Raw genomic sequence first — 17,972 nt, forward strand, 5'->3', positions numbered from 1 at the left:
CTTAGTTATATTTAAGATACAGCGTCTTACATATGGACAGTCGTCAGTGGTGCTGCGACTGCGTTGGCTTCAGAACGGCATTTAATGTTTGCTTGCGCTCGCAGCACCCAGACCGGTTTGGGCCCTGATCCAGCTCGCATCAAATGCATCCCGTTCAGTTTTGGAGCGTTCCGTCTTGTCGAGCTTTGAGAAAACAAACGCCGCAAGGAAAGCAATCGGCATCGAAAAGAGAGCTGGGTTTTCGTACGGAAACACAGCCGCAGCGTTGTGCAGAACATCTACCCAAACTGCCTTGGAGAGAATCACCATCATCACCGCAGAAGTCAGCCCTGCGAGGCCCCCCGCCAGTGCGCCACGCGTCGTGAGGTCTCGCCAGTAGATGGCCAACACAAGCACAGGGAAGTTTGACGAGGCTGCAACGCCGAAGGTCAGGCTCACGAGAAACGCAACGTTCTGGTTCTCGAACGCCGTTCCGAGCACAACCGCCACCACGCCCAAGCCCAGCGTCGCCCAGCGCGAGACACGCATTTCGGAGCTTTCCTTTACCTTCCCTTTGCAGATGATGTTGCTATAAATATCGTGCGCGATGGCAGATGCACCGGCCAACGCCAGACCGGATACGACGGCGAGAATCGTTGCGAACGCGACTGCAGACAAGAATCCCAAGAAGATATTCCCGCCGACTGCTCGTGCCAGATGCATTACCGGCATGTTTCCGCCGCCCAGGATCTTCCCTCTTACATTGCCGCCCTCGAAGAACGCCGGATCACTACCGACGATGACAATGGCGCAAAGCCCCAGAGCACAAACGATCAGGAAGAAGGCGCCAATCAAGCCGCTCGCCACAAATACGCTTTTGCGAGCCTCCTTTGCGTTCGGCACAGTGAAGAACCGCATCAGAATGTGGGGTAAACCCGCCGGTCCCAGCACTACGCCGATCGACATGGAGATGGCAGAAATTGGATCGGAAAGCAGCCCATTGGGCCCCATGATCTTCCCACCATCTTTGTGAACGTCGACGGCTTGCCGAGCCAGCTCATCAAAGCTGAATCCGAAGCGAGACATGGCCAGGAACAACAGCAGCGCTCCCCCAAAGAGCAGCAGTGCTGCCTTGATGATCTGTACCCAAGTGGTGGCAATCATGCCGCCGAAGGTCACGTAGACAACCATCAACACGCCTACGACAATGACCGCATGCTGATAGTCCAGTCCGAAGAGCAGCTTGATGAGTTGGCCCGCGCCTACCATTTGCACAACCAGGTAGAAGCACACTACCGTGAGAGAGCTAACCGATGCGAAGAGGCGGACCTTAGTTTTGTCCAGGCGGGCAGAGACAATATCCGCCAGCGTGTACTTCCCTAGATTCCGCACCGGTTCGGCAAGCAGAAACATGATGATTGGCCATCCGACGAAGAAGCCAATCGCGTATACGAAACCGTCGTAGCCTTTCGCGAAGACTAGACTGGACAACCCCAAGAGCGTGGCGGCGGACATGTAGTCGCCGGCGATAGCCCATCCGTTCTGCATGCCTGTGATACCCCCGCCAGCGCTATAGAAGTCAGACGTCGAGTGCGTTCGCCTGGCCGCCCACCACGTGATTCCAAGGGTTGCAAGGACGAAAGCGAAGAACATCAGAATTGCCGGGACATTGAGGGGCTGCTTTTCCGCCGCGGAAACAACGGGCCCACAGAAGGCACTACCTGCCCAAGCCACCAGCTGAGTTCCGATAAGGAGATGGTGCGGAGACGTTGAGCGCATCAGTGCACCTCCTTCAGAAACTGGGCACTGAGATCGTCGAAGCGACGATTGGCGCAGTAGACATACCAACCAGTAAGCAACCAGGAGATGATGATGAGCGCTGCACCAATGGGCCAGCCTACCGTCACGAGTGACTTCTCCGATATTGGTAGGCTGAGCAGCGTCGGATAGAAGGCGGCAGTCAATATGAATCCGTAGTAGCCGACCAGCACGACGAGGCTCAGGACCATCGAGAGCCTGGTTCTCTCATATACCAGCTCACGGAAGCACCGATTCCTCAAAAGCCTCGTGATTTCTATATTTTTCATTTGTCTCCTCCATTTCCTGGGTCTTGTGATGCCCTAGGCTACGAAATGGATACCTTCGCTTTCAATGAGTTTCGGATGAAGCAGTTCTTGTGTGCCGCTGCGTGCAACCGAGCAAGGGCATTGCTGTCCGGCGTCTTGGTACCGCCAAAGACAACCTTGGGACTAAGCTCTACCCTTCCGATACCCAGCAGACCATCGTCCAGTTTTTCCAGATGGCCCACGGGCGAGTCATCGTATTGTTCGACCCGGTACCCTTGAAGATCTGCGATAGCGAGGAATGTGAGCATGTGGCAACTCGCCAACGCTGTGACGAGCAGTTGCTCAGGATCTGCACACCGGGGATCGCCCTTGTACTCTTTCGACGCCGAGACGTTCACGTTCTGCTCGCCATTGAGCGATACCTGATGGTTGCGCGAATAGGTCTCGCTCTCCAACGGATGAGCGATCCTGCTCCAGTGAACAGATGCGGCATGCTTTGACATCGTTTACCTCCTATTTGAATGGGGAGTCCCCGTCGAGGCGCATGTGTGTATGCGTGCTAGGATCGTAGGGCTCATCCACATAGGCGTAAAACGACATTTCTTGCTTCGATTGCTTAGGTCAGCTAAGCCTCTAGGCAACCAACCATTGCATGGAGTATGGTCGAGGCCTCACGCTGGCGTGGAGGCCCGGCCTCAGTCCTCTCGCCCAGTGGGCTAACATCAGCATCCAGAGTTAGGTGTGACAGCAAGGTCTGCCCTGCGCTCCGAATGAACAAAAACCGCGGCCGCAGTTTGCTAGCCCAGCGCGTTCCCGCAATCCGAACGACTCGTACGGCATGTGCAGATAGCAAGAGGAACAATGGTGTTCCGCTGCTGCGCGGGTAATAGCGCACACCATGCAGAAGTTATCGCTGGCATGCAATCACCGCTTGGACGCGGTAAATGCGATGTAAAGAAAGATAGTTAAACATTCGCCCCCCTTGCGACCGAGCATTGCATCGCAAGAGGATTTGTACCTTCAAAGCACGCTACGTCCCGAGCTTAGAGCTCTTCAAAAGCTTCGAGCGCGCGGGCAGAGTAGACATAGGCAGCCCCAGCGTTAAGTGCAATGGCCGTGCCAAGTGCTGCAGAAATCTCAGCCTTGCTTGCACCAGCCTTCTTTGCCGCGGCTGCGTGCGCGGTAATACAGCCGTCGCATCGTGTAGTCACTGCAACAGCCATGGCGATGAGTTCATGAGTTTTGGCATCCAGGATGCCGTCTGCGCGAGTTGCGGTTTCCAGGGTGTGGAACGCTTCTGCCACAGGCTTGTTTGCTTTCGCGAATCCGCCAACGCTCTTGATCAGATCCGTCATTCGTTCAGTCCATTTGCTCATAGCTTCTTTGCATCCTTTCAGTTTTAGCTGCTAGCTAGGTATTACGTGTTCGTTGCCGTGTATCGTTGCCGAGGAGGAGACCTTACAGTTCCTCGTAAGCTTCCAGGGCTCGGGCGGAATAGACGTACGCAGCGCCTGCATTCAGGGCAATTGCGGTACCAAGTGCCGCCGAAATCTCCGCCTGGCTGGCCCCTGCTTTCTTTGCTGCAGCGGCGTGCGCGGTAATGCAACCGTCGCATCGAGTGGTCACGGCTACGGCCAGCGCGATCAGCTCGTGGGTTTTGGCGTCCAGAGTTCCCTCGGCTCGGGTCGCAATCTCGAGGGTATGGAAGGCCTCTGCCACCGGCTTGTTGGCTTTCCCGAAGGCTCCGACGCTCTTTACGAGCGCCGTCATTTTTTCAGCCCATTTTGCTGCCATGTAACGTCTCCTTTCAGTGAAAAATTTCGCGAATCACTTTCCGAGTTTCCGGCCTGCCGACACACCGCCGTCGACGTCCCAAACCGCCCCTGTCACCCAGGAAGCCTTATCGGAAAGCAAGAAAACGATTGCCTCGGCAACATCGAGCGGCGTGCCATTGCGGCCGAGGGGGTGAAAACTATGGAAATCTTTAAGGGCGTCATCCAACTGCTCGCCGGGAATGAAGCGCTCGAAGATTCGGGTTTCGACGATGCCCGGGCAAACTGCGTTGACACGAATGCCATGCTCTGCCAACTCGGTTGCCACATGCTTTGTCATGGCTTCCAGCCCAATTTTCGCCATGGAATAGGCTGAAGCAGGCACCGTTTCAATGGCTTGTTTTGCTGCACTCGCCGTGATGGTGACGATAGAACCCGGCTGTTTTCTGGACACCAACGATGCAGCGACCTGCTTCGTGATGAAGAACAGTGCGCGGTTCAGGTTGAGATAGTTGTTGTAGTCTTCTAGCGAGTGCTCAAGGAATGCTTTGGGGTAGTAGATCCCAGCGGCATTCACGAGCATGTCAATATCCTTGTGCTCGCCTTCCAACTTGCCGATGAGGTCTTGAACGCTTTCGAAGTCAGAGAGATTGGCCGTCAGGGCGAATGCCTTACCTTCTCCCGTGACTGCAGCAAGTTTTTGGCGAGCTGCTTCTGCCTTGTCCGCGCGGTTGCCGATGACGACGACAGCAGCCCCTTGCTCGGCGACCATCAGAGCTGTCTCGAGGCCAATTCCACTCGTTCCACCAACGACCAGGAGTTTGCGGCCGTCAAATTGTTTAGCTTGCATAGTCTTTCCTCACGTGGGAGTTACCAACCCTACCAACTAGTTGGTAACGTCCCTGGTCAAAAAAAGCGCTGAGCCATCTGGACTGAATTACGATCCCGGAGGCGCAGCACCCTACCTACTAGTTGGTTCGTATCGTATGCGAGCCGTTTGGGGCTGTCAAGGGCTTAATTGCTGGCACTTTCGACGCACTTTTACGGCCACTGCCAAGTGGCTGCCATCTGCCGCTCTGGCAGTGAATATGTCGCACTAGGCCTTTTTCTTCGCTCGCGGGACGTTCGTTCATGCCGCGCTATATCCTTGTTTTTATGGAGGAATCAGCCGATTCTTGGCTATGCGGGACAGGTAGGCACAAAAATTGATCGCTCTACCGGTTTGGATCTTTCATGACATGCTCTATGGCAGCGTAATTCCGCCTCGATGCCCTTGCGGCACCAGGCGCTTTCGGACCGTACGCTCCTCCAGCAACTCTAAGCCGACGCCTGCTGCCTATGCGGGCGGGAGGAGGACTTCCCAGCGCCCTCCTATTCACAACGTCGGACAACACTACGTAAATGGACAGTTTTATTGGCAGCAGCGCGGCACTAGGTGCCGTAGTCGGTGTAATTCTGGCGCTAACCGGAGCAGGTGGTGCCATTCTCGCAGTACCACTGCTGCTGTTCGGTTTGCATTTGAACATCGCAGAGGCCGCGCCAGTGGCGTTGCTGGCGGTCAGCCTGTCCGCTGCGGTTGGAGCCGCCATGGGATTGCGTGCAGGCATCGTGCGCTACCGAGCCGCCGTACTGATGGCTGTAGCCGGTACAGTCGTTTCGCCCGTCGGCCTTTGGCTTGCACATCGTCTGCCGAATGGCCCTTTGACTTTGCTCTTCGCTCTGGTTCTGGCCTTCGTGGCCCTGCGGATGTTCGTGCAGACGCCCTCAAAACCGAATCCCAGCCTTTACGCCGCGCAGCCTTTGCCGCCTTGCCAACTTAGTAACGCTACCGGCCGCTTTGTCTGGACGGCCTCCTGCAGCCGGGCACTCGCTCTCTCGGGGGTTGGCGCTGGATTTCTATCCGGGCTACTCGGCGTTGGAGGGGGCTTCGTCATCGTCCCTGCTCTTAGAAAAGCTACCAACGCCCCAATGCATGCCATTGTGGCGACATCCCTGACCGTTATCGCGCTGGTCTCCGCTTCGGGCGTTGTTTCCACTGCGATTGCAGGGCGTATGAACTGGAGTGTCGGTTTGCCGTTCGCGACAGGGGCCTTGCTCGGGATGCTGGGCGGTCGACGCGCCGCAAGCAAACTAAGCAGAAGGCGCCTTGAACAAGGTTTCGCTCTGGTCGCCGCCTTGATTGCCCTCGGAATGGTTGTACGCGTCGCCATGGGTACCTAAGGCACGCACACAAGGCTGCTACGCCATCCGCCAGGATGATCGCCGGGAGAAAGATTGCCTTCGACTGCAAGATATGCACCGTGATGCGGCGGCTCGGAACGCAGTCCGCAAGCCAAATCGAGCGGGCTGCGGAGCGCTGGACGCGGCTCCCTTATCGTCGCGCACGGCCGTCCTGCAGGCTTCATGCCGAAAGGATGTGATAGAGCGCGGCGGATACCTTCTTTAAGGCTGCTTAGACCGCAAGCTCGCGGAGCGATTCCTCAAATCCTGTAAGGATCGACGCATTGTCCCTTAAGGCCCAGCCTATGAGGGAGCCGCCCTCCAAGGAGCTGAGAAGCATTAGGGCCGATCGCTTCGCTGAGCGATCAGCACGCAGTTCCCCGGCAGTAATGCCATCCTCGATAATGCGTTCTAGCCACTGCAAATGCAGTTGAAAGAAGGTCGAGGTTAATGACCGCATGCTCTCCGGTAAGACGGACCACTCCGCAGACAACGCGCCACAGAGAGGCAGCATCCCGTCATTCAATGAGGCAGCGAAAAGTTGAGCATGGGCAACCAGCTTGTCCTTTGCCTTACGGTGCTTAGCGTCGATGCGACTCAAACATTCCCGAAACCGCTCCAGGTATTCATTTACGAGAGCAACACCAAGGTCCTCTTTCGTTGGGAAATAGTGATGGACAGCGGGTTTCGAAATCGAAGCGCTTTTGGCTAGGTCAGCGTAGCTGAAATCAGAATATCCGCGCGTGCGGATGAGATACTCCGCGTGTTGAAGGAGAGCAGTTCGTCGGTCTACAGTCATGAACGGCTTATACCTTCTAGTTGGTAAGGTGTCAATGTCTCCCACAACAAGCGTGTGAGGTTGCTTGCCTTCACGGTACCTGGCGCTGCTGACGTCTGAATCCACAGACTGGATCCCAAAATGGACGACGCGGCCATCTACTGCGGCGAGGCGGCCGTCAATACGGGACTCCATTCCGTGTATTCGCCATGCGTTACATCCCGATCCGCGACCAGCAACTCACTATCCTCGCCCGCAACCGCGACGCCTTGCGGGCTCGGGCGGAACGACGCTTTGACGTCGAAGATCTCATTCGGGCATGCGTTCCGGATGCCGCCACTTGCGATCCAAGCATTGTGGCCGACGCGATCAGGGAGTGGTTCGATAGCTTCGACGACGGCATTCCGACATGGCGGCTGTCGTCGCAAGAGCGATAAGAAGTCAACCCAGGCGGATCCAGTGCCGAGGTTCGGCGTACCAGGGAGGGCCGTTGTCGGCCATAAAGAGCCCTGACATTCAGGTGTTGCTCTCCGTTCAGTTTCCGGCCGTTCGCAGGCCTCCGATGCCCGTCGCATCGGCCAATACGAACGACCCGACCAATTTGTTGAAATGTCAGCTACCAGCCAGAAGCGATAATGCCGGCCGCGGCGGCAGCAACCTATCCCTGCGCCGTGGGGCGGACGATAATCTCGCCCACGTCAACATCGGCCGGTTGCTCGATTGCAAACGCCATCGCCCGGGCAATGGCGTCCGGCGACATGGGGAATTCATCCATCGAGGCGGAGATTTGCGCCTTGGCTTCCGGGTTGGTCATCGATTCTGCAAAGTTCGTCCGCGTGAAGCCGGGTGAAATGACCGTTACACGCAGTTTGTCTCCCGCCTCCTGCCTTAACCCCTCCGAGATCGCGCGCACCGCACTCTTGGTCGCGGCGTAGACCGCCATGTTCGGCGCGATGCGATGAGCGGCGGTGGAGGCGGTATTGATGAAGTGGCCGAAGCCCTGCGTACGAAAGAGCGGTAACGCCGCCCAGTACTGCAGCCACCTGTTTCAAGACGCCTTGAAGGCGTACGGCATGCGCAGCTCGATGAGTCGCAAGGGCGATTGCTGGAATAATGCCCCGACTGAGAGCTTGTGGGGGTCATTGAAGGTAGCTCGCTTGCATGGCTGCCAATTCGCTACCCGCCGCGAGGCAATGGACGAGGTGATTGACTGGCTGAGCTTTTACAATGCCACTCGACTTCACTCGACCCTGGGCTACGTCAGCCCCATGACGTTCGAGAAAAACTGGTTCGCAGCACAGCAGCACCGGGCTGCTTGATTCCATCGGCTATGGGATTCGTGCGACAGGGGCAAGGTCATCCGGAGACAAAAATATCGTTAAAAAACATGATGTTAGTCCGTCAAAAATAACGACATCCTATGCCTTCCGAAAATAAAAAAACGACAACTTATGGCATACGGCCTTTCCATCCGTGAGCGCATTGCGCTACCTCTCCGGCCAATAAGGCGACATCTTTTGGCTTACAGGCGCGCCATCTAGTGCTTACGTTTCTCAAAGGGAGTGAGCCATGAAGACCTACCAGTATGCCCTGATCGTTGCCACCGCGATTGCTGCCGCCTTGTCGGCCGCACCGGCCTTGGCAAAGAGCGGCAACGACGCCTACGTCGATGGCACCAAGTACGAATTTTCGACGGATCGCACCCCGTTGTAAGTGCTGACCTCGCGCAGCAGCACCAACAACTGGAGAGGGTAATGATGCAATCAATACGGCGGTGGTCGTCGCAAATACCCAGGAGCATGCATCGGAATCGGTTCCGCTATACCACGAAGATTGTTGCTATGAGGAGCCCAGTGCCGCTGCTGTACTCCTCGAATCGCCCAACCCAGAGGCGGTCATCAGCATCGTGCTCAAGCCGCCATCAACAACAACATCGATTCCGGTCACGTAGGCGGCATCGGGACTAGCCAGAAACGCGATCACCGCAGCTTGATCTTCCGGCGTACCGACCCTTTGCAGCGGGTTGCGTTGAGCAGCCACCATTCGCTGGATCGGATCGGAATAACGCGTACTGGTCATCCCTGTGTGGGTCGACCCTGGGGAGACCGTATTGCAACGGATTCCATATTGCCCCCAATCGCAAGCCATCTGCCTTATCAGCATGACCAGAGCTGCCTTGCTTGATGCATATGCACCAAGCTGCGGAGTCGGTTCATGTGCCGAGATCGAAGCTGTCGCAACAATGGAGCCCCGGGATGCCGCAAGTAGAGAGTGGGCTTCCTTCGCAAGCAGCCACGTGGCGCGCGTGTTTAGCGCGAAGCATCGGTCAAAGCTGTCTGTGGTCATATCGAGCAAGCTCGAGCGTTCAATGCTCCCGGCATTGCTAACCAGGACGTCCAGTCCCCCAAACGCCTGTTTCGTGGCAGCGAGGATTTGTTGTGGAAGGGAAACATCAGTGAGATCTCCCAAGAATGTTTCAACTTGCGCTCCTTCCTTAGTTAATTCGGACGCGACCTCTTGCAGCTTGTCGGATACACGATCAACCAGCATGAGCTGTACAGGCTTACCCTCGCGGGCAGTTGTGTCACGCGATAAACGCAGGGCAGTGGCTCGTCCAATTCCGCTCGCAGCCCCGGTGATCAATGCTCTCATGAAATTATCTCCTCACTTTAACTACAATTAATTATTATCAACAACGCTTATACAAAACAAAATACTGTCGCGAATAATAAGTTATCTAAAGATGGTGGCCCATATCCCTTCCTTTATACAAGCCATGCAACGCGGCGATAGTCCGTCCGGACTAGAAATTCGCTCCTCGAAGAACCCCGTGTCTGCAGGCCAATACTCGCCGCACGTTTTCACCTGCTCGTCTAGACAGTCCGTCGTGACCAGAATGCACGCATCGGAATGAACGTGCACTTGCGCCAGTTCTTGCTGCTTAAAGCGCGCGTTCAGGAGCACGCTTCTTCCCCGGCCAACTGCACTGCGAAATAGGCGACCATGAAGCGCAGGCAGTTCGGCATCATGATGGCCACGTGTCCCCCGAGTCCGAGGCGGACGGCTACGAGCCCCTTCGCGAACCGGGTGCTGCGTTCCACCGGTTCGCCGTAGGTGATGGTTGGATCCGGGAAGATACCGAAGACAGTATCCCGAGATCGTCTCGCGCGGTCCTTCAACAGATCGGCGATGGTATTGAGTGAATGGTCTTCCGGTGTCATGTCTGCGCTCCAACAGGTCGTGCCATTCTGTGTCGGTCACACGGCAGCATCGCCTATCTCTGGATAGGTCTTCGCGGCAGCGGCCGGTCCTAGAATCAGCCAGCACCAAGGCGCGGTTGCGCCTTCAAAGTGGAGAACTCGCTTTATGACCTTTCCAATCTTATCCAGCCCCATCCGCATCGCCGGGCTCGACATACCGAACCGCACGGTCATGTCGCCGATGTCCACTGGCCTGGCCAATGCCGACGGATCGGTCAGCCCTGCCCAGATCGCGTTCTACCGCGAGCGGGCGCTGGGTGGCGTCGGGCTGATCATCGTTGAATTCACCTGCGTCGACCGTCGCCATGGCTTGGCGGAAACAAAGCAGCTGAGTCTGGACAGCCACTCCAACCTCGCTGGTCATGTTGCGCTGGTTAAGGCGATCAAGAGTGCCGGCAGCCGCGTGGCGCTGCAGTTGCACCTCGCGGGCCGCTACGTGGACCCGAGAACCCTCGATAGCCTGCCCGCCGGCCCGACCGACGAGTTCTCGAAGCGGGACCCGGCAACCCGCCTCGCGCGCGCACTGACAGATGGCGAGATCAAGGAGATCATCCGCAGTTACGGCCGCTCCGCGGAACTCGCGATGGAGGCCGGCTATGACGCGATTGAAATCCATGGCGCACACGGTTACCTTCCGATGGCCTTCCTCTCACCTCTGAGCAATCGCCGCGACGACGGCTGGGGTGGCGATTTCGATCGCAGGCTGCGCTTCGCCGAGGAACTCATCCGCACCGTCAAATCGGCGATCGGACCGGAGCGGCCTCTTTTCTACCGCTTGTCTTCGGCGGAACACCTCCCGGGTGGTCTGACCATCGAGGACATGGAGAGAATAGCGGCGCGACTGGCTGCGGCCGGTGTCGACTGCCTGGACGTGTCGAGCGGGTCGCTGGCGGGCAGCCTCGACTACACGGTCGATCCGATGTCGATGCCCGAAGGCTGGCGTTTCACCGACAGCCGACGGATCCGGCAAGCCGCCAAGCTGCCGGTGATAGGCATTGGCCCGGTCCGATGGCCCGAGACGGCCGAAAGCGCCCTGCTGCGCGAAGATGCCGACTTGATCTGCCTGGGACGACCCTTGCTCGCCGACCCCCAATGGCCGCAGAAGAGTTTCTCAGGCCAGACCAGCGACATCCGCCCATGCACCAATTGCAACTGGTGTTTCGACCGAGCCCTGCAGCACCAGTCGATCGCATGCGCCGAAAATCCCCGAACAGGGAGTGAGCTCCAAGCACCGATACCGCAAAACGGGGCCGGCCGAAGTGCCATCGTCGTGGGCGCCGGGCCGGGAGGGATGGCGGCGGCGCTCGAACTGGACAAGGCAGGGTTCCAGACACATCTCTATGAAGCCCGCGAGCGCCTTGGGGGCGGGCTCATCAGCTCCTCGGCACCGCCACTGAAAGAGAAATTGGGGTGGTATCTCCGACATCTCGAAAGTCAAATCGGCGCGAGCTCCGTCACCGTCCACCTGGGCGAAACAGCATCTGCGCCCATGCTGATCACGCAGAGCCCCGCACTCGTGGTCATAGCGACCGGCGCTAGATCCTTGCCCCACCCCATCCCATGTACAGATGCAGCGATGGTCGTCAGTGCCTACGACCTGCTCCTTGGCGATGCCGGCGTCGGACCAGTTGATGGCCGGACGATTGCGGTCTATGGCGGCGGGGAAACCGGGTGCGAGACTGCAGAACTCCTTGCGGCGCAAGGCTTTGCCGTCGTGCTGATAACCCGATCGAGCCACAAGGACCTTGCGCGCTCCGCGGAGCCGATGTACCGCAAGCACCTGCGCCGCAGGCTGGCCAACAATCCGCAGATTGCAATTGTCGATAACGCGACGATCCAGTCGATCGGGCCGGATGGTCTCCAGGTGCGCAGCCCCGAGGGCGTCAAGACACTGGACGTCTCGCGCCTGGTTATGGCGCAGGGCAGAACACCAGGCAGCGATCTTCTCGATGCTCTCCACGACGCGAATATCCCGACCTTCACGATCGGCGATGCCCAGGACGTAGGCCGCATTGGCGATGCGGTCCATACAGCACACACAGCAGTACGCACAGCACTTTCCACCAAAGGAACTGACCATGAGTCATCGTGACTTCGGCGAACGCTTCTTTGCAGCCATGAATCGGGGCGATCTCGCCACGATAGGCGAAATGCTCGACGCCGACTTCGTCGTAATGGAGCCCGATGGACTGCCGTATTCCGGCTGTTACCGCGGGCTCGACGGTTGGCGCGATCTGTCCAAGGCAGTGATCGGGACCTGGGCCGGATTCAAGATCCATCCACTGGAGTTCTTGGGCGAGACTGCCGACACCCTGGTGGTGCGCTTTGCGCTGTCCGGTCGGTCGCGCAAGACCGACCAGGCCTTCGAGACCACGGTGCTGGAGTTGTGGCGTTTTCGCGGCCAGCAGCTGCGCGAGATCATCCCGTACTACTGGGACACCAAGCATCTGGCCGACATCGACACCGGTCCCGCAGGCGTCTGACCACAGCCTTTTTCACCGCCCACCTGTCTTCCGGTAAGCATCATGCGCGCGACACCGCCGTTACCGTTCCGGTGTGGATCAATCGACAACCAGCGGCGGCTCTTCATGAAAGCCATCATCATGGGTGCGGACAGCCGCATCGGCAAGGCCACCGCCTTCTGCCTGGACCGGGATGCGCGCAGCCGTGAGGATCAACCGGCACAGTTGCTGCCGGTGGAGCTGGCCGGGGATCGGCTGAACGCGGTCGCCCGTGAGTTGGCGGACCAGAGAGCACAGGTCGCGGGTGTGGTTGCCGACCTGACGCAGGCTTCGGCACCGCTGCATGTCGTCGATGCAGCACGAAAGGCGTGGAACGGTCTGGAAGTCCTGATCAGCAATGCAGGTGTTATCGAACACGGCAGTCTGTTGGAAAGTCCGTGGACAGCTACAACCGCTGCTTCGCACTCAACACACGCGCCACGTGGTTGCTGGCTAAGGCCGCCCACCCTCGCGTGGCAGTATCGTCGCCACCGCATCGGTATCGGCCTACGTACCGACAGGCCCGCTCGGTGCGTACAGCGCCAGCAAGGCTGGCATTGGTGATGCTGGTTCGTCAAATGGCAAGCGACTGGGAGCCTGACGGCATTCGATGCAATACGGTGTCACCCGAATCCACGCAAACGACACTGACGGACGCCCGCTATTCCGATCCGGCGAAACGGCACGCGGCAGCGCAACGGAACCCCTTGCGCATGGCGGGCGCGCCCGATGACCAGGCGGCCGCGATTGCGTTCCTTGCGAGCCGCGATGCCGCCTACATCACCGGTGCGGACTTGGTGGTGGACGGTGGCCTCCACGCGACGTTGATGGCAGCGGCGGCGCTGGGCGCCCCGTGGAAGGTGAACACGCCAATGAGAATCCCGGCATCGAAGTTGGCCCGGCTAGCGCCGCTTGGAGACTCGCTCAAGCCGTTCCGATTCGCGTCGGTCAAGGCCGACGCCATGAACCCACATTTCAGGCACGCTGTCCTATGACCCGCACTCTGACAATGCCCATTCCGTCTGACCCGTGCACTGCACACAGTCTGTTCACACGCGCCGTATTGGTACGGAGAAGATGACCATGCCAGCCACTTTCCAGGAAAGGCCGGTCGCGGTGATCACCGGCGCGGCAGGCGGCGTCGGCATGGCGGTCTGCCGCTTGCTCGGCAGGACACAGAACCTGGTGTTGACCGATGTCGACGAAGCGCGTCTGCAGCCCGCGCTGCAGACGCTGGCCGACGAGGGGTACCGGGCCTGTGGTATCGGCGGAGATCTTTCCCTACCAGGAACCGCCGACGCGCTCGCCGACCTCTGTCGCCACCAAGGGCCCTTGCGGACCCTGGTGAACGCCGCGGGCCTGTCCCCCGTGATGGCCGACTGGCAGGCGATCGTCCGGGCCAACACGGTCGGCCCCGAGTTGCTGTTGCGCGCCTTTGAGCCGCTGCTGTGCACCGGGACTGCTGCTCTGTTGGTTGCCTCCGTTGCCGGTCACCTCAGCCCGGTCGACACACCGGCCCAGGACTTGCTTGCCGATCCACTGCAGGCCGGTCTGATGGACAAGCTGTCCGTACGCCTGGACATGCTGGTCGAAAAGCAGGGCGGTAGCCGCGAGGGCCACGCCTACGGGCTGTCGAAGCGCGCTATCATGCAGAACTGCGAGCGGCGCGCGAAGGCTTGGGGGGCATCGGGAGCCCGCATTGTATCGATCTCGCCCGGCGGGATATGGACCCCGATGGGCCGCCGCGAGGCGAGCGGCGGCGCACGTGTGAACGCGGTGATCGAAAGGACCCCAGCAGGCCGATGGGGAACAGCGGCGGAGATGGCGACGGTGATCGAGTTTCTTGCCTCCGACGCAGCCAGCTACATCACCGGCTGCGACCTGCTGGTCGATGGGGGTGCCGCAGCCGTGCTGCGAGGCTCGAAGTTCTGAGACATGGAATGAGCAGACTCTTCGTCATTGCGCGCAAGGCTGGCTGTCCTTGTCAGTGTAGGGGTGCAGGCCATGGTCCGCGTGCTCAAAGACGCCCGCCGCTCCTGGCACGCAGCGCCGGAGGCCTTCTCGCACAATTCCTGGCCGTGGGCTTTGGTTTTCCTGATTAGGGACCAACCTCAGTCTGCCAATGCTCTCCCTTGGTAGCTAGCTCCTGGGCGTCAGCGCCAACCGGAAGTAGGCCAGCCCAGAACGTAGCGCTGCGGCCGATCCCCCTGGCTACGCCCCCGCCTCCGCCTGAGGGGCGAGTCAACTCGCGGATGCGTTGCTTGAACTTCAGCGCACCACCTGCCGCCACCCAATGCAGCCCAGGAACTTGCGGCTAATCGCGCTCGCCCCCGCCCTCTGCGCTTCGTGGACCTTCAGAAGCAGATTGCCATATAGCCGTTGCAATTTCGCCATCGCCCGCTCACCCGCCCGCTGACTGCGCAAATACACGTTCTACGTCGCCTCCCTTTGATCACGAGCCTCGTCGTTGCGCTTCACCTCATTCGCTGTAATCAACTTACGGTGGAACTAGCAACTACAGGAGGGCGTCCATGCTGGGGGCAAAAAAAAAAGAACCCCAACCGCGGGTTGGGGTATCAATCCCTGGTGCAATGATCGAAAGCACCAGAGTGGAGATTTCCATCAATCAGAACTTATGGCGAATACCGCGAGCTGCGCCAAGTTGATTGTTGCTGCCTTGCGACAACCAAGACCCAGTTTGAAATCCATTGGCCGAAGTATCAAAGTTAGGGCTGGAGTTCTTTGCGTAGGAGGTCGTCAAATAGATGTCCGTTCGTTTAGATAGCTCATAACCTGCAACGAAGCTGAGCTGCCACGGGTTCTTGAGATTCACCGTAGACGCGACGGAACTAACCCTCAACGTCGTCATGTTGTGTAGTACCGTCAATGCAGACGTTGCTTGATATTGCGTTCCGGCCCAGTACACGTCGTCGCTGAGCAAAGTTGTTCCCGTCAAGTTCTCCGAATTACCCCAACGATAGCCCGACATGAGTTTTTCCGGCCCGACCACATAAATGACGGCCGCCCCGGCCTTCTTGACTCTTGCGACATTACCCTTGGCTACCGCCGGATTCCATTGGCGTACGCCATACTGATCCCAAAATGACCACTCGCATAGATTATGCGTCGGCCATATGCGGTGTTGTCGCGCAAATGGCCAGGCGCTTCACCGGCCCCACCCTCCTGCCAAGGCGTTGGTTCCTAAAGCCCCCGCCCCAGCGCCGAAACTCCAGTGCGCAGTGGCAGTCAGTCCACCGAAGACACCGGTGTACTTGAGCATATTGTCTTCGCGGAAATTCGAGCCGACTCGCGGTCCGTCTAAAGTATAGAAATCATGTGATAGAGGGGAACCTATACAAAGATAGGCAGTATCACTAACTGATTAGCGTGACCGTCTGGAAGTAGAAAGGGCCAATCTGCTGAATTTCTCCTTCCTCACGCCTTCGTGGCACACCGTCGCCTGCGTAACGGAAAGGCCAGCGGCGTCTGGGAGCGCCTGCACCTCGCCCTGTTGACCCGCTTCGTGACATGACCAGATCAATTTGAGCCGCGGGAGCATCGATGGCGCAGCGGTGGCCAGCCCTGGAGGGCCAGCAGACTGGCCGGAATCCCACGAACCGCGGCAAAGTCGGCAGCAAGCACCGTATCGTTGTACCAGTCAGGCACCTCCAGTCACAAGCACGATCTTGCCTGCGACACTGAACAAATCCGTCATCCAAGAACGTCCATGTGACACAGCGATCTTGCAAGAGAGGCGAGCGCTTAGCTGGCAACGCCACCGTGCCTGGACATGTTCCTTACTTATAGCCGGATCGCTGCCGTCTCATGCCACCGCCCACCGGAGAGCGCAACAGGTATGCCCTCCGGCGAGAAACTCTTCGCGTGCCGTGGGTCGCGGGCTCACAAGCCACCGTGAATGTCGATGGTCGTGCCGTTCACGTAGGCCGCACCCGGTCCGCACAGGAACGCCACGACTTGGGCAATCTCTGCAGGTTCCGCGCTGCGCTTGAGGGGGGTCATCGTCAGGAAGCGCTCGGCCACACCGGGCCCCAGCCTCTCTCCCATCCCAGTTCGGATGAGCGCAGGCGCCACGCCATTGGCTCGGATGCCATACTCGGCCAGGAGCCGACCCAGCGTGGTGGTCAGGTTGATGACGCCAACCTTCGAGGCACCATAGTCAATCTGCGAGCTTCCGTTCCTGCCTGCAACGGAAGCCACGTTGACAATCACGCCACCGCTACCGGCAGCGATCATCTGGCGGGCTGCCTGCTGACACAGCAGCAACACGGCGGCGACATTGACGGTCAGGGTGGTTTGAATCTGCGCCGCCGTCAGTTCGAAGAACGGCGTGGGAACATAGTACGCGGCGTTGTTCACCAGCACCTGGACGGGACCGACCTCGATGCGAATGCGCTCCATGGTCTGCTGCAGCGCCACGAAGTCGCACAGATCGCAGACATAAGACGCGTGCAAGGTGGTCCCATTAGGATCACCGGGGGGGTGAATATCCAGGCCGACCACCCGCAGCCCGGTGGCGGCCAGCGCGCGCGCGATGGCCATTCCCAGTTCGCCGCCGGTGCCGGTGACGAGCGCCACCTTGGAACGCACAGCGGCGTCCGCGGCTGGGTCATCGGGTCGTGACGCCCCCCTCTGCACAGCCGATGAGGATTCAATTGATGTGCTCATCTACATCCTGTCCTAGGTAATGTGCGATCACACGCGCATCCTGCGCCAACTCGGCGCTCTTTCCGGAATGCACGATGCGGCCGTGCTCCAGCACATAGGCGCGGGTGGACACCGACAAGGCCCGCACCGCATTCTGCTCGACCAGCAGGATGGTAAGCCCATCGCGGTTGAGTTGGGCGAGCGCATCAAAGACATGGTCGGTCATCAGCGGCGACAAGCCCAAGCTGGGCTCGTCGAGCATCAGCAGGCGTGGGCCACCCATGAGCGCGCGGCCTATCGCCAGCATCTGTTGCTGGCCGCCAGAGAGATTGGACCCCAACGTCGCCTGGCGCTCCTCGAGGATCGGAAACAGCCGGAAGACCTCACGCAAGTCGTACGCCGACTTGCGTCCACCGAGCGCCCGCTTGCCCACGAGCAGGTTGTCGAGGATCGACATCTCGCCCAGGATCTGCCGCCCTTCCGGGACATGCAGCAGACCACTGCGCGCGACACGATGCGCAGGGTTGTTGGCGATGTCCGTCCCCCCAAAATTGATCCTGCCAGCCTGGACACGAACGTTACCGCTCAGGCAGTTGAGCAAGGTGGATTTTCCGGCCCCGTTGGGCCCGATCAACGCGACGACTTCACCGGCTTCGATGGAGAAGCTGACGCCTCGCAAGGCCTGGATGCCGCTATAGCCGGCAACGAGCTTTTCAACGCCGAGCATCATC

20 protein-coding genes and 3 pseudogenes are annotated in these 17,972 nt (G+C 59.0%); 10 read left to right on the forward strand and 13 right to left on the reverse strand.

Annotated elements, in window-relative coordinates; genetic code table 11:
* Positions 1-81: 81 nt before the first annotated feature.
* The 6 genes from ACZ5MJ_RS35415 to ACZ5MJ_RS35440 all read right to left on the reverse strand — a co-directional run bounded on the left by ACZ5MJ_RS35415 (position 82) and on the right by ACZ5MJ_RS35440 (position 4,667).
* Complete coding sequence (locus tag ACZ5MJ_RS35415; RefSeq protein WP_464227483.1) at positions 82-1,758, reverse strand: cation/acetate symporter; 1,677 nt, start codon at positions 1,756-1,758, stop codon at positions 82-84.
* Positions 1,758-2,066, reverse strand: coding sequence for a DUF485 domain-containing protein (locus ACZ5MJ_RS35420; protein WP_464227484.1), 309 nt, complete (start codon positions 2,064-2,066; stop codon positions 1,758-1,760). Before ACZ5MJ_RS35420 ends, ACZ5MJ_RS35415 begins: the two co-directional genes overlap by 1 nt.
* A 38-nt stretch (positions 2,067-2,104) precedes the next feature.
* Positions 2,105-2,548, reverse strand: a complete 444-nt coding sequence (locus ACZ5MJ_RS35425) for an OsmC family protein (RefSeq protein WP_078199046.1) — start codon at positions 2,546-2,548, stop codon at positions 2,105-2,107.
* 540 nt (positions 2,549-3,088) lie between these two features.
* Positions 3,089-3,400: a carboxymuconolactone decarboxylase family protein gene (locus ACZ5MJ_RS35430; RefSeq protein ID WP_464227485.1), complete on the reverse strand. Its 312-nt coding sequence runs from the start codon at positions 3,398-3,400 to the stop codon at positions 3,089-3,091.
* Positions 3,401-3,503: 103 nt separating this feature from the next.
* Positions 3,504-3,839, reverse strand: a complete 336-nt coding sequence (locus tag ACZ5MJ_RS35435; RefSeq protein WP_078199044.1) for a carboxymuconolactone decarboxylase family protein — start codon at positions 3,837-3,839, stop codon at positions 3,504-3,506.
* Between the two features lie 33 nt (positions 3,840-3,872).
* Positions 3,873-4,667, reverse strand: coding sequence for an SDR family NAD(P)-dependent oxidoreductase (locus ACZ5MJ_RS35440; protein WP_464227486.1), 795 nt, complete (start codon positions 4,665-4,667; stop codon positions 3,873-3,875).
* A 551-nt stretch (positions 4,668-5,218) separates the two neighbouring features.
* On the opposite strand from ACZ5MJ_RS35440, the gene ACZ5MJ_RS35445 reads away from it, so the two are divergent.
* Positions 5,219-6,037, forward strand: coding sequence for a sulfite exporter TauE/SafE family protein (locus tag ACZ5MJ_RS35445; RefSeq protein WP_464227487.1), 819 nt, complete (start codon positions 5,219-5,221; stop codon positions 6,035-6,037).
* Positions 6,038-6,269: 232 nt separating this feature from the next.
* On the opposite strand, the gene ACZ5MJ_RS35450 is transcribed toward ACZ5MJ_RS35445, so the two are convergent.
* Entirely contained in the window at positions 6,270-6,836 is a 567-nt protein-coding gene (locus ACZ5MJ_RS35450; protein WP_464227488.1) for a TetR/AcrR family transcriptional regulator, read from the reverse strand.
* Between the two features lie 188 nt (positions 6,837-7,024).
* Here ACZ5MJ_RS35450 and ACZ5MJ_RS35455 point away from each other — a divergent pair, with 188 nt between their 5' ends.
* Positions 7,025-7,252 (forward strand): hypothetical protein, encoded by a 228-nt coding sequence (locus ACZ5MJ_RS35455; RefSeq protein ID WP_464227489.1) that lies wholly within the window; start codon positions 7,025-7,027, stop codon positions 7,250-7,252.
* Between the two features lie 221 nt (positions 7,253-7,473).
* On the opposite strand, the pseudogene ACZ5MJ_RS35460 reads toward ACZ5MJ_RS35455, so the two are convergent.
* A pseudogene (locus ACZ5MJ_RS35460) lies at positions 7,474-7,842 on the reverse strand (SDR family oxidoreductase); the annotation flags it as partial.
* Between ACZ5MJ_RS35460 and ACZ5MJ_RS35465 the strand changes: the two are divergent.
* Positions 7,829-8,134, forward strand: a pseudogene (locus ACZ5MJ_RS35465) (integrase core domain-containing protein); the annotation flags it as partial. The pseudogenes ACZ5MJ_RS35460 and ACZ5MJ_RS35465 overlap by 14 nt on opposite strands.
* A 250-nt stretch (positions 8,135-8,384) precedes the next feature.
* Complete coding sequence (locus ACZ5MJ_RS35470; RefSeq protein ID WP_464227491.1) at positions 8,385-8,528, forward strand: hypothetical protein; 144 nt, start codon at positions 8,385-8,387, stop codon at positions 8,526-8,528.
* Between the two features lie 126 nt (positions 8,529-8,654).
* Here the strand turns inward: ACZ5MJ_RS35470 and ACZ5MJ_RS35475 are convergent, their stop codons facing one another.
* Both ACZ5MJ_RS35475 and ACZ5MJ_RS35480 read right to left on the reverse strand, forming a co-directional pair.
* Positions 8,655-9,467 (reverse strand): SDR family NAD(P)-dependent oxidoreductase, encoded by an 813-nt coding sequence (locus ACZ5MJ_RS35475; RefSeq protein ID WP_464227493.1) that lies wholly within the window; start codon positions 9,465-9,467, stop codon positions 8,655-8,657.
* A gap of 302 nt (positions 9,468-9,769) precedes the next feature.
* Entirely contained in the window at positions 9,770-10,036 is a 267-nt protein-coding gene (locus ACZ5MJ_RS35480; RefSeq protein ID WP_464227495.1) for an AMP-binding protein, read from the reverse strand.
* A 145-nt stretch (positions 10,037-10,181) separates the two neighbouring features.
* Between ACZ5MJ_RS35480 and ACZ5MJ_RS35485 the strand changes: the two genes are divergently transcribed.
* The 5 genes from ACZ5MJ_RS35485 to ACZ5MJ_RS35505 all read left to right on the forward strand — a co-directional run bounded on the left by ACZ5MJ_RS35485 (position 10,182) and on the right by ACZ5MJ_RS35505 (position 14,508).
* The gene (locus tag ACZ5MJ_RS35485) at positions 10,182-12,167 is read left to right on the forward strand and encodes an oxidoreductase (RefSeq protein ID WP_464227496.1); all 1,986 of its coding nucleotides are present in this window, start codon (positions 10,182-10,184) and stop codon (positions 12,165-12,167) included.
* On the forward strand, positions 12,154-12,558 hold the full coding sequence (locus ACZ5MJ_RS35490; protein WP_464227498.1) for a nuclear transport factor 2 family protein: 405 nt from the start codon (positions 12,154-12,156) through the stop codon (positions 12,556-12,558). The genes ACZ5MJ_RS35485 and ACZ5MJ_RS35490 overlap by 14 nt, the downstream gene beginning before the upstream one ends.
* 105 nt (positions 12,559-12,663) lie before the next feature.
* Positions 12,664-13,140, forward strand: coding sequence for an SDR family NAD(P)-dependent oxidoreductase (locus tag ACZ5MJ_RS35495; protein ID WP_464227500.1), 477 nt, complete (start codon positions 12,664-12,666; stop codon positions 13,138-13,140).
* Complete coding sequence (locus ACZ5MJ_RS35500) at positions 13,023-13,571, forward strand: SDR family oxidoreductase (RefSeq protein WP_464227529.1); 549 nt, start codon at positions 13,023-13,025, stop codon at positions 13,569-13,571. Before ACZ5MJ_RS35495 ends, ACZ5MJ_RS35500 begins: the two co-directional genes overlap by 118 nt.
* A gap of 88 nt (positions 13,572-13,659) precedes the next feature.
* Complete coding sequence (locus ACZ5MJ_RS35505; RefSeq protein WP_464227501.1) at positions 13,660-14,508, forward strand: SDR family oxidoreductase; 849 nt, start codon at positions 13,660-13,662, stop codon at positions 14,506-14,508.
* 694 nt (positions 14,509-15,202) lie between these two features.
* Here the strand turns inward: ACZ5MJ_RS35505 and ACZ5MJ_RS35510 are convergent.
* Positions 15,203-15,712 (reverse strand): porin, encoded by a 510-nt coding sequence (locus ACZ5MJ_RS35510; RefSeq protein ID WP_464227530.1) that lies wholly within the window; start codon positions 15,710-15,712, stop codon positions 15,203-15,205.
* Between the two features lie 318 nt (positions 15,713-16,030).
* On the opposite strand from ACZ5MJ_RS35510, the pseudogene ACZ5MJ_RS35515 reads away from it, so the two are divergent.
* Positions 16,031-16,239: pseudogene (locus ACZ5MJ_RS35515) on the forward strand (IS5/IS1182 family transposase); the annotation flags it as partial.
* A 237-nt stretch (positions 16,240-16,476) separates the two neighbouring features.
* Here ACZ5MJ_RS35515 and ACZ5MJ_RS35520 read toward each other — a convergent pair.
* On the reverse strand, positions 16,477-17,184 hold the full coding sequence (locus tag ACZ5MJ_RS35520; RefSeq protein WP_464227502.1) for an SDR family NAD(P)-dependent oxidoreductase: 708 nt from the start codon (positions 17,182-17,184) through the stop codon (positions 16,477-16,479).
* Between the two features lie 61 nt (positions 17,185-17,245).
* Positions 17,246-17,971, reverse strand: coding sequence for an ABC transporter ATP-binding protein (locus ACZ5MJ_RS35525; protein WP_464227504.1), 726 nt, complete (start codon positions 17,969-17,971; stop codon positions 17,246-17,248).
* Position 17,972 lies beyond the last annotated feature (1 nt).

Source organism: Cupriavidus sp. LA-1 (assembly GCF_055385985.1).

What these genes read in the sequence shown, in the direction of transcription:
- ACZ5MJ_RS35420 (WP_464227484.1), bottom strand. Translation starts at nt 2,066, where the DNA reads ATGAAAAATATAGAAATCACGAGGCTTTTGAGGAATCGGTGCTTCCGT.
- ACZ5MJ_RS35455 (WP_464227489.1), top strand. Translation starts at nt 7,025, where the DNA reads ATGCGTTACATCCCGATCCGCGACCAGCAACTCACTATCCTCGCCCGC.
- ACZ5MJ_RS35485 (WP_464227496.1), top strand. Translation starts at nt 10,182, where the DNA reads ATGACCTTTCCAATCTTATCCAGCCCCATCCGCATCGCCGGGCTCGAC.
- ACZ5MJ_RS35505 (WP_464227501.1), top strand. Translation starts at nt 13,660, where the DNA reads ATGCCAGCCACTTTCCAGGAAAGGCCGGTCGCGGTGATCACCGGCGCG.
- ACZ5MJ_RS35425 (WP_078199046.1), bottom strand. Translation starts at nt 2,548, where the DNA reads ATGTCAAAGCATGCCGCATCTGTTCACTGGAGCAGGATCGCTCATCCG.
- ACZ5MJ_RS35435 (WP_078199044.1), bottom strand. Translation starts at nt 3,839, where the DNA reads ATGGCAGCAAAATGGGCTGAAAAAATGACGGCGCTCGTAAAGAGCGTC.
- ACZ5MJ_RS35440 (WP_464227486.1), bottom strand. Translation starts at nt 4,667, where the DNA reads ATGCAAGCTAAACAATTTGACGGCCGCAAACTCCTGGTCGTTGGTGGA.
- ACZ5MJ_RS35490 (WP_464227498.1), top strand. Translation starts at nt 12,154, where the DNA reads ATGAGTCATCGTGACTTCGGCGAACGCTTCTTTGCAGCCATGAATCGG.
- ACZ5MJ_RS35450 (WP_464227488.1), bottom strand. Translation starts at nt 6,836, where the DNA reads ATGACTGTAGACCGACGAACTGCTCTCCTTCAACACGCGGAGTATCTC.
- ACZ5MJ_RS35475 (WP_464227493.1), bottom strand. Translation starts at nt 9,467, where the DNA reads ATGAGAGCATTGATCACCGGGGCTGCGAGCGGAATTGGACGAGCCACT.
- ACZ5MJ_RS35495 (WP_464227500.1), top strand. Translation starts at nt 12,664, where the DNA reads ATGAAAGCCATCATCATGGGTGCGGACAGCCGCATCGGCAAGGCCACC.
- ACZ5MJ_RS35415 (WP_464227483.1), bottom strand. Translation starts at nt 1,758, where the DNA reads ATGCGCTCAACGTCTCCGCACCATCTCCTTATCGGAACTCAGCTGGTG.
- ACZ5MJ_RS35430 (WP_464227485.1), bottom strand. Translation starts at nt 3,400, where the DNA reads ATGACGGATCTGATCAAGAGCGTTGGCGGATTCGCGAAAGCAAACAAG.
- ACZ5MJ_RS35470 (WP_464227491.1), top strand. Translation starts at nt 8,385, where the DNA reads ATGAAGACCTACCAGTATGCCCTGATCGTTGCCACCGCGATTGCTGCC.
- ACZ5MJ_RS35445 (WP_464227487.1), top strand. Translation starts at nt 5,219, where the DNA reads ATGGACAGTTTTATTGGCAGCAGCGCGGCACTAGGTGCCGTAGTCGGT.
- ACZ5MJ_RS35480 (WP_464227495.1), bottom strand. Translation starts at nt 10,036, where the DNA reads ATGACACCGGAAGACCATTCACTCAATACCATCGCCGATCTGTTGAAG.
- ACZ5MJ_RS35525 (WP_464227504.1), bottom strand. Translation starts at nt 17,971, where the DNA reads ATGATGCTCGGCGTTGAAAAGCTCGTTGCCGGCTATAGCGGCATCCAG.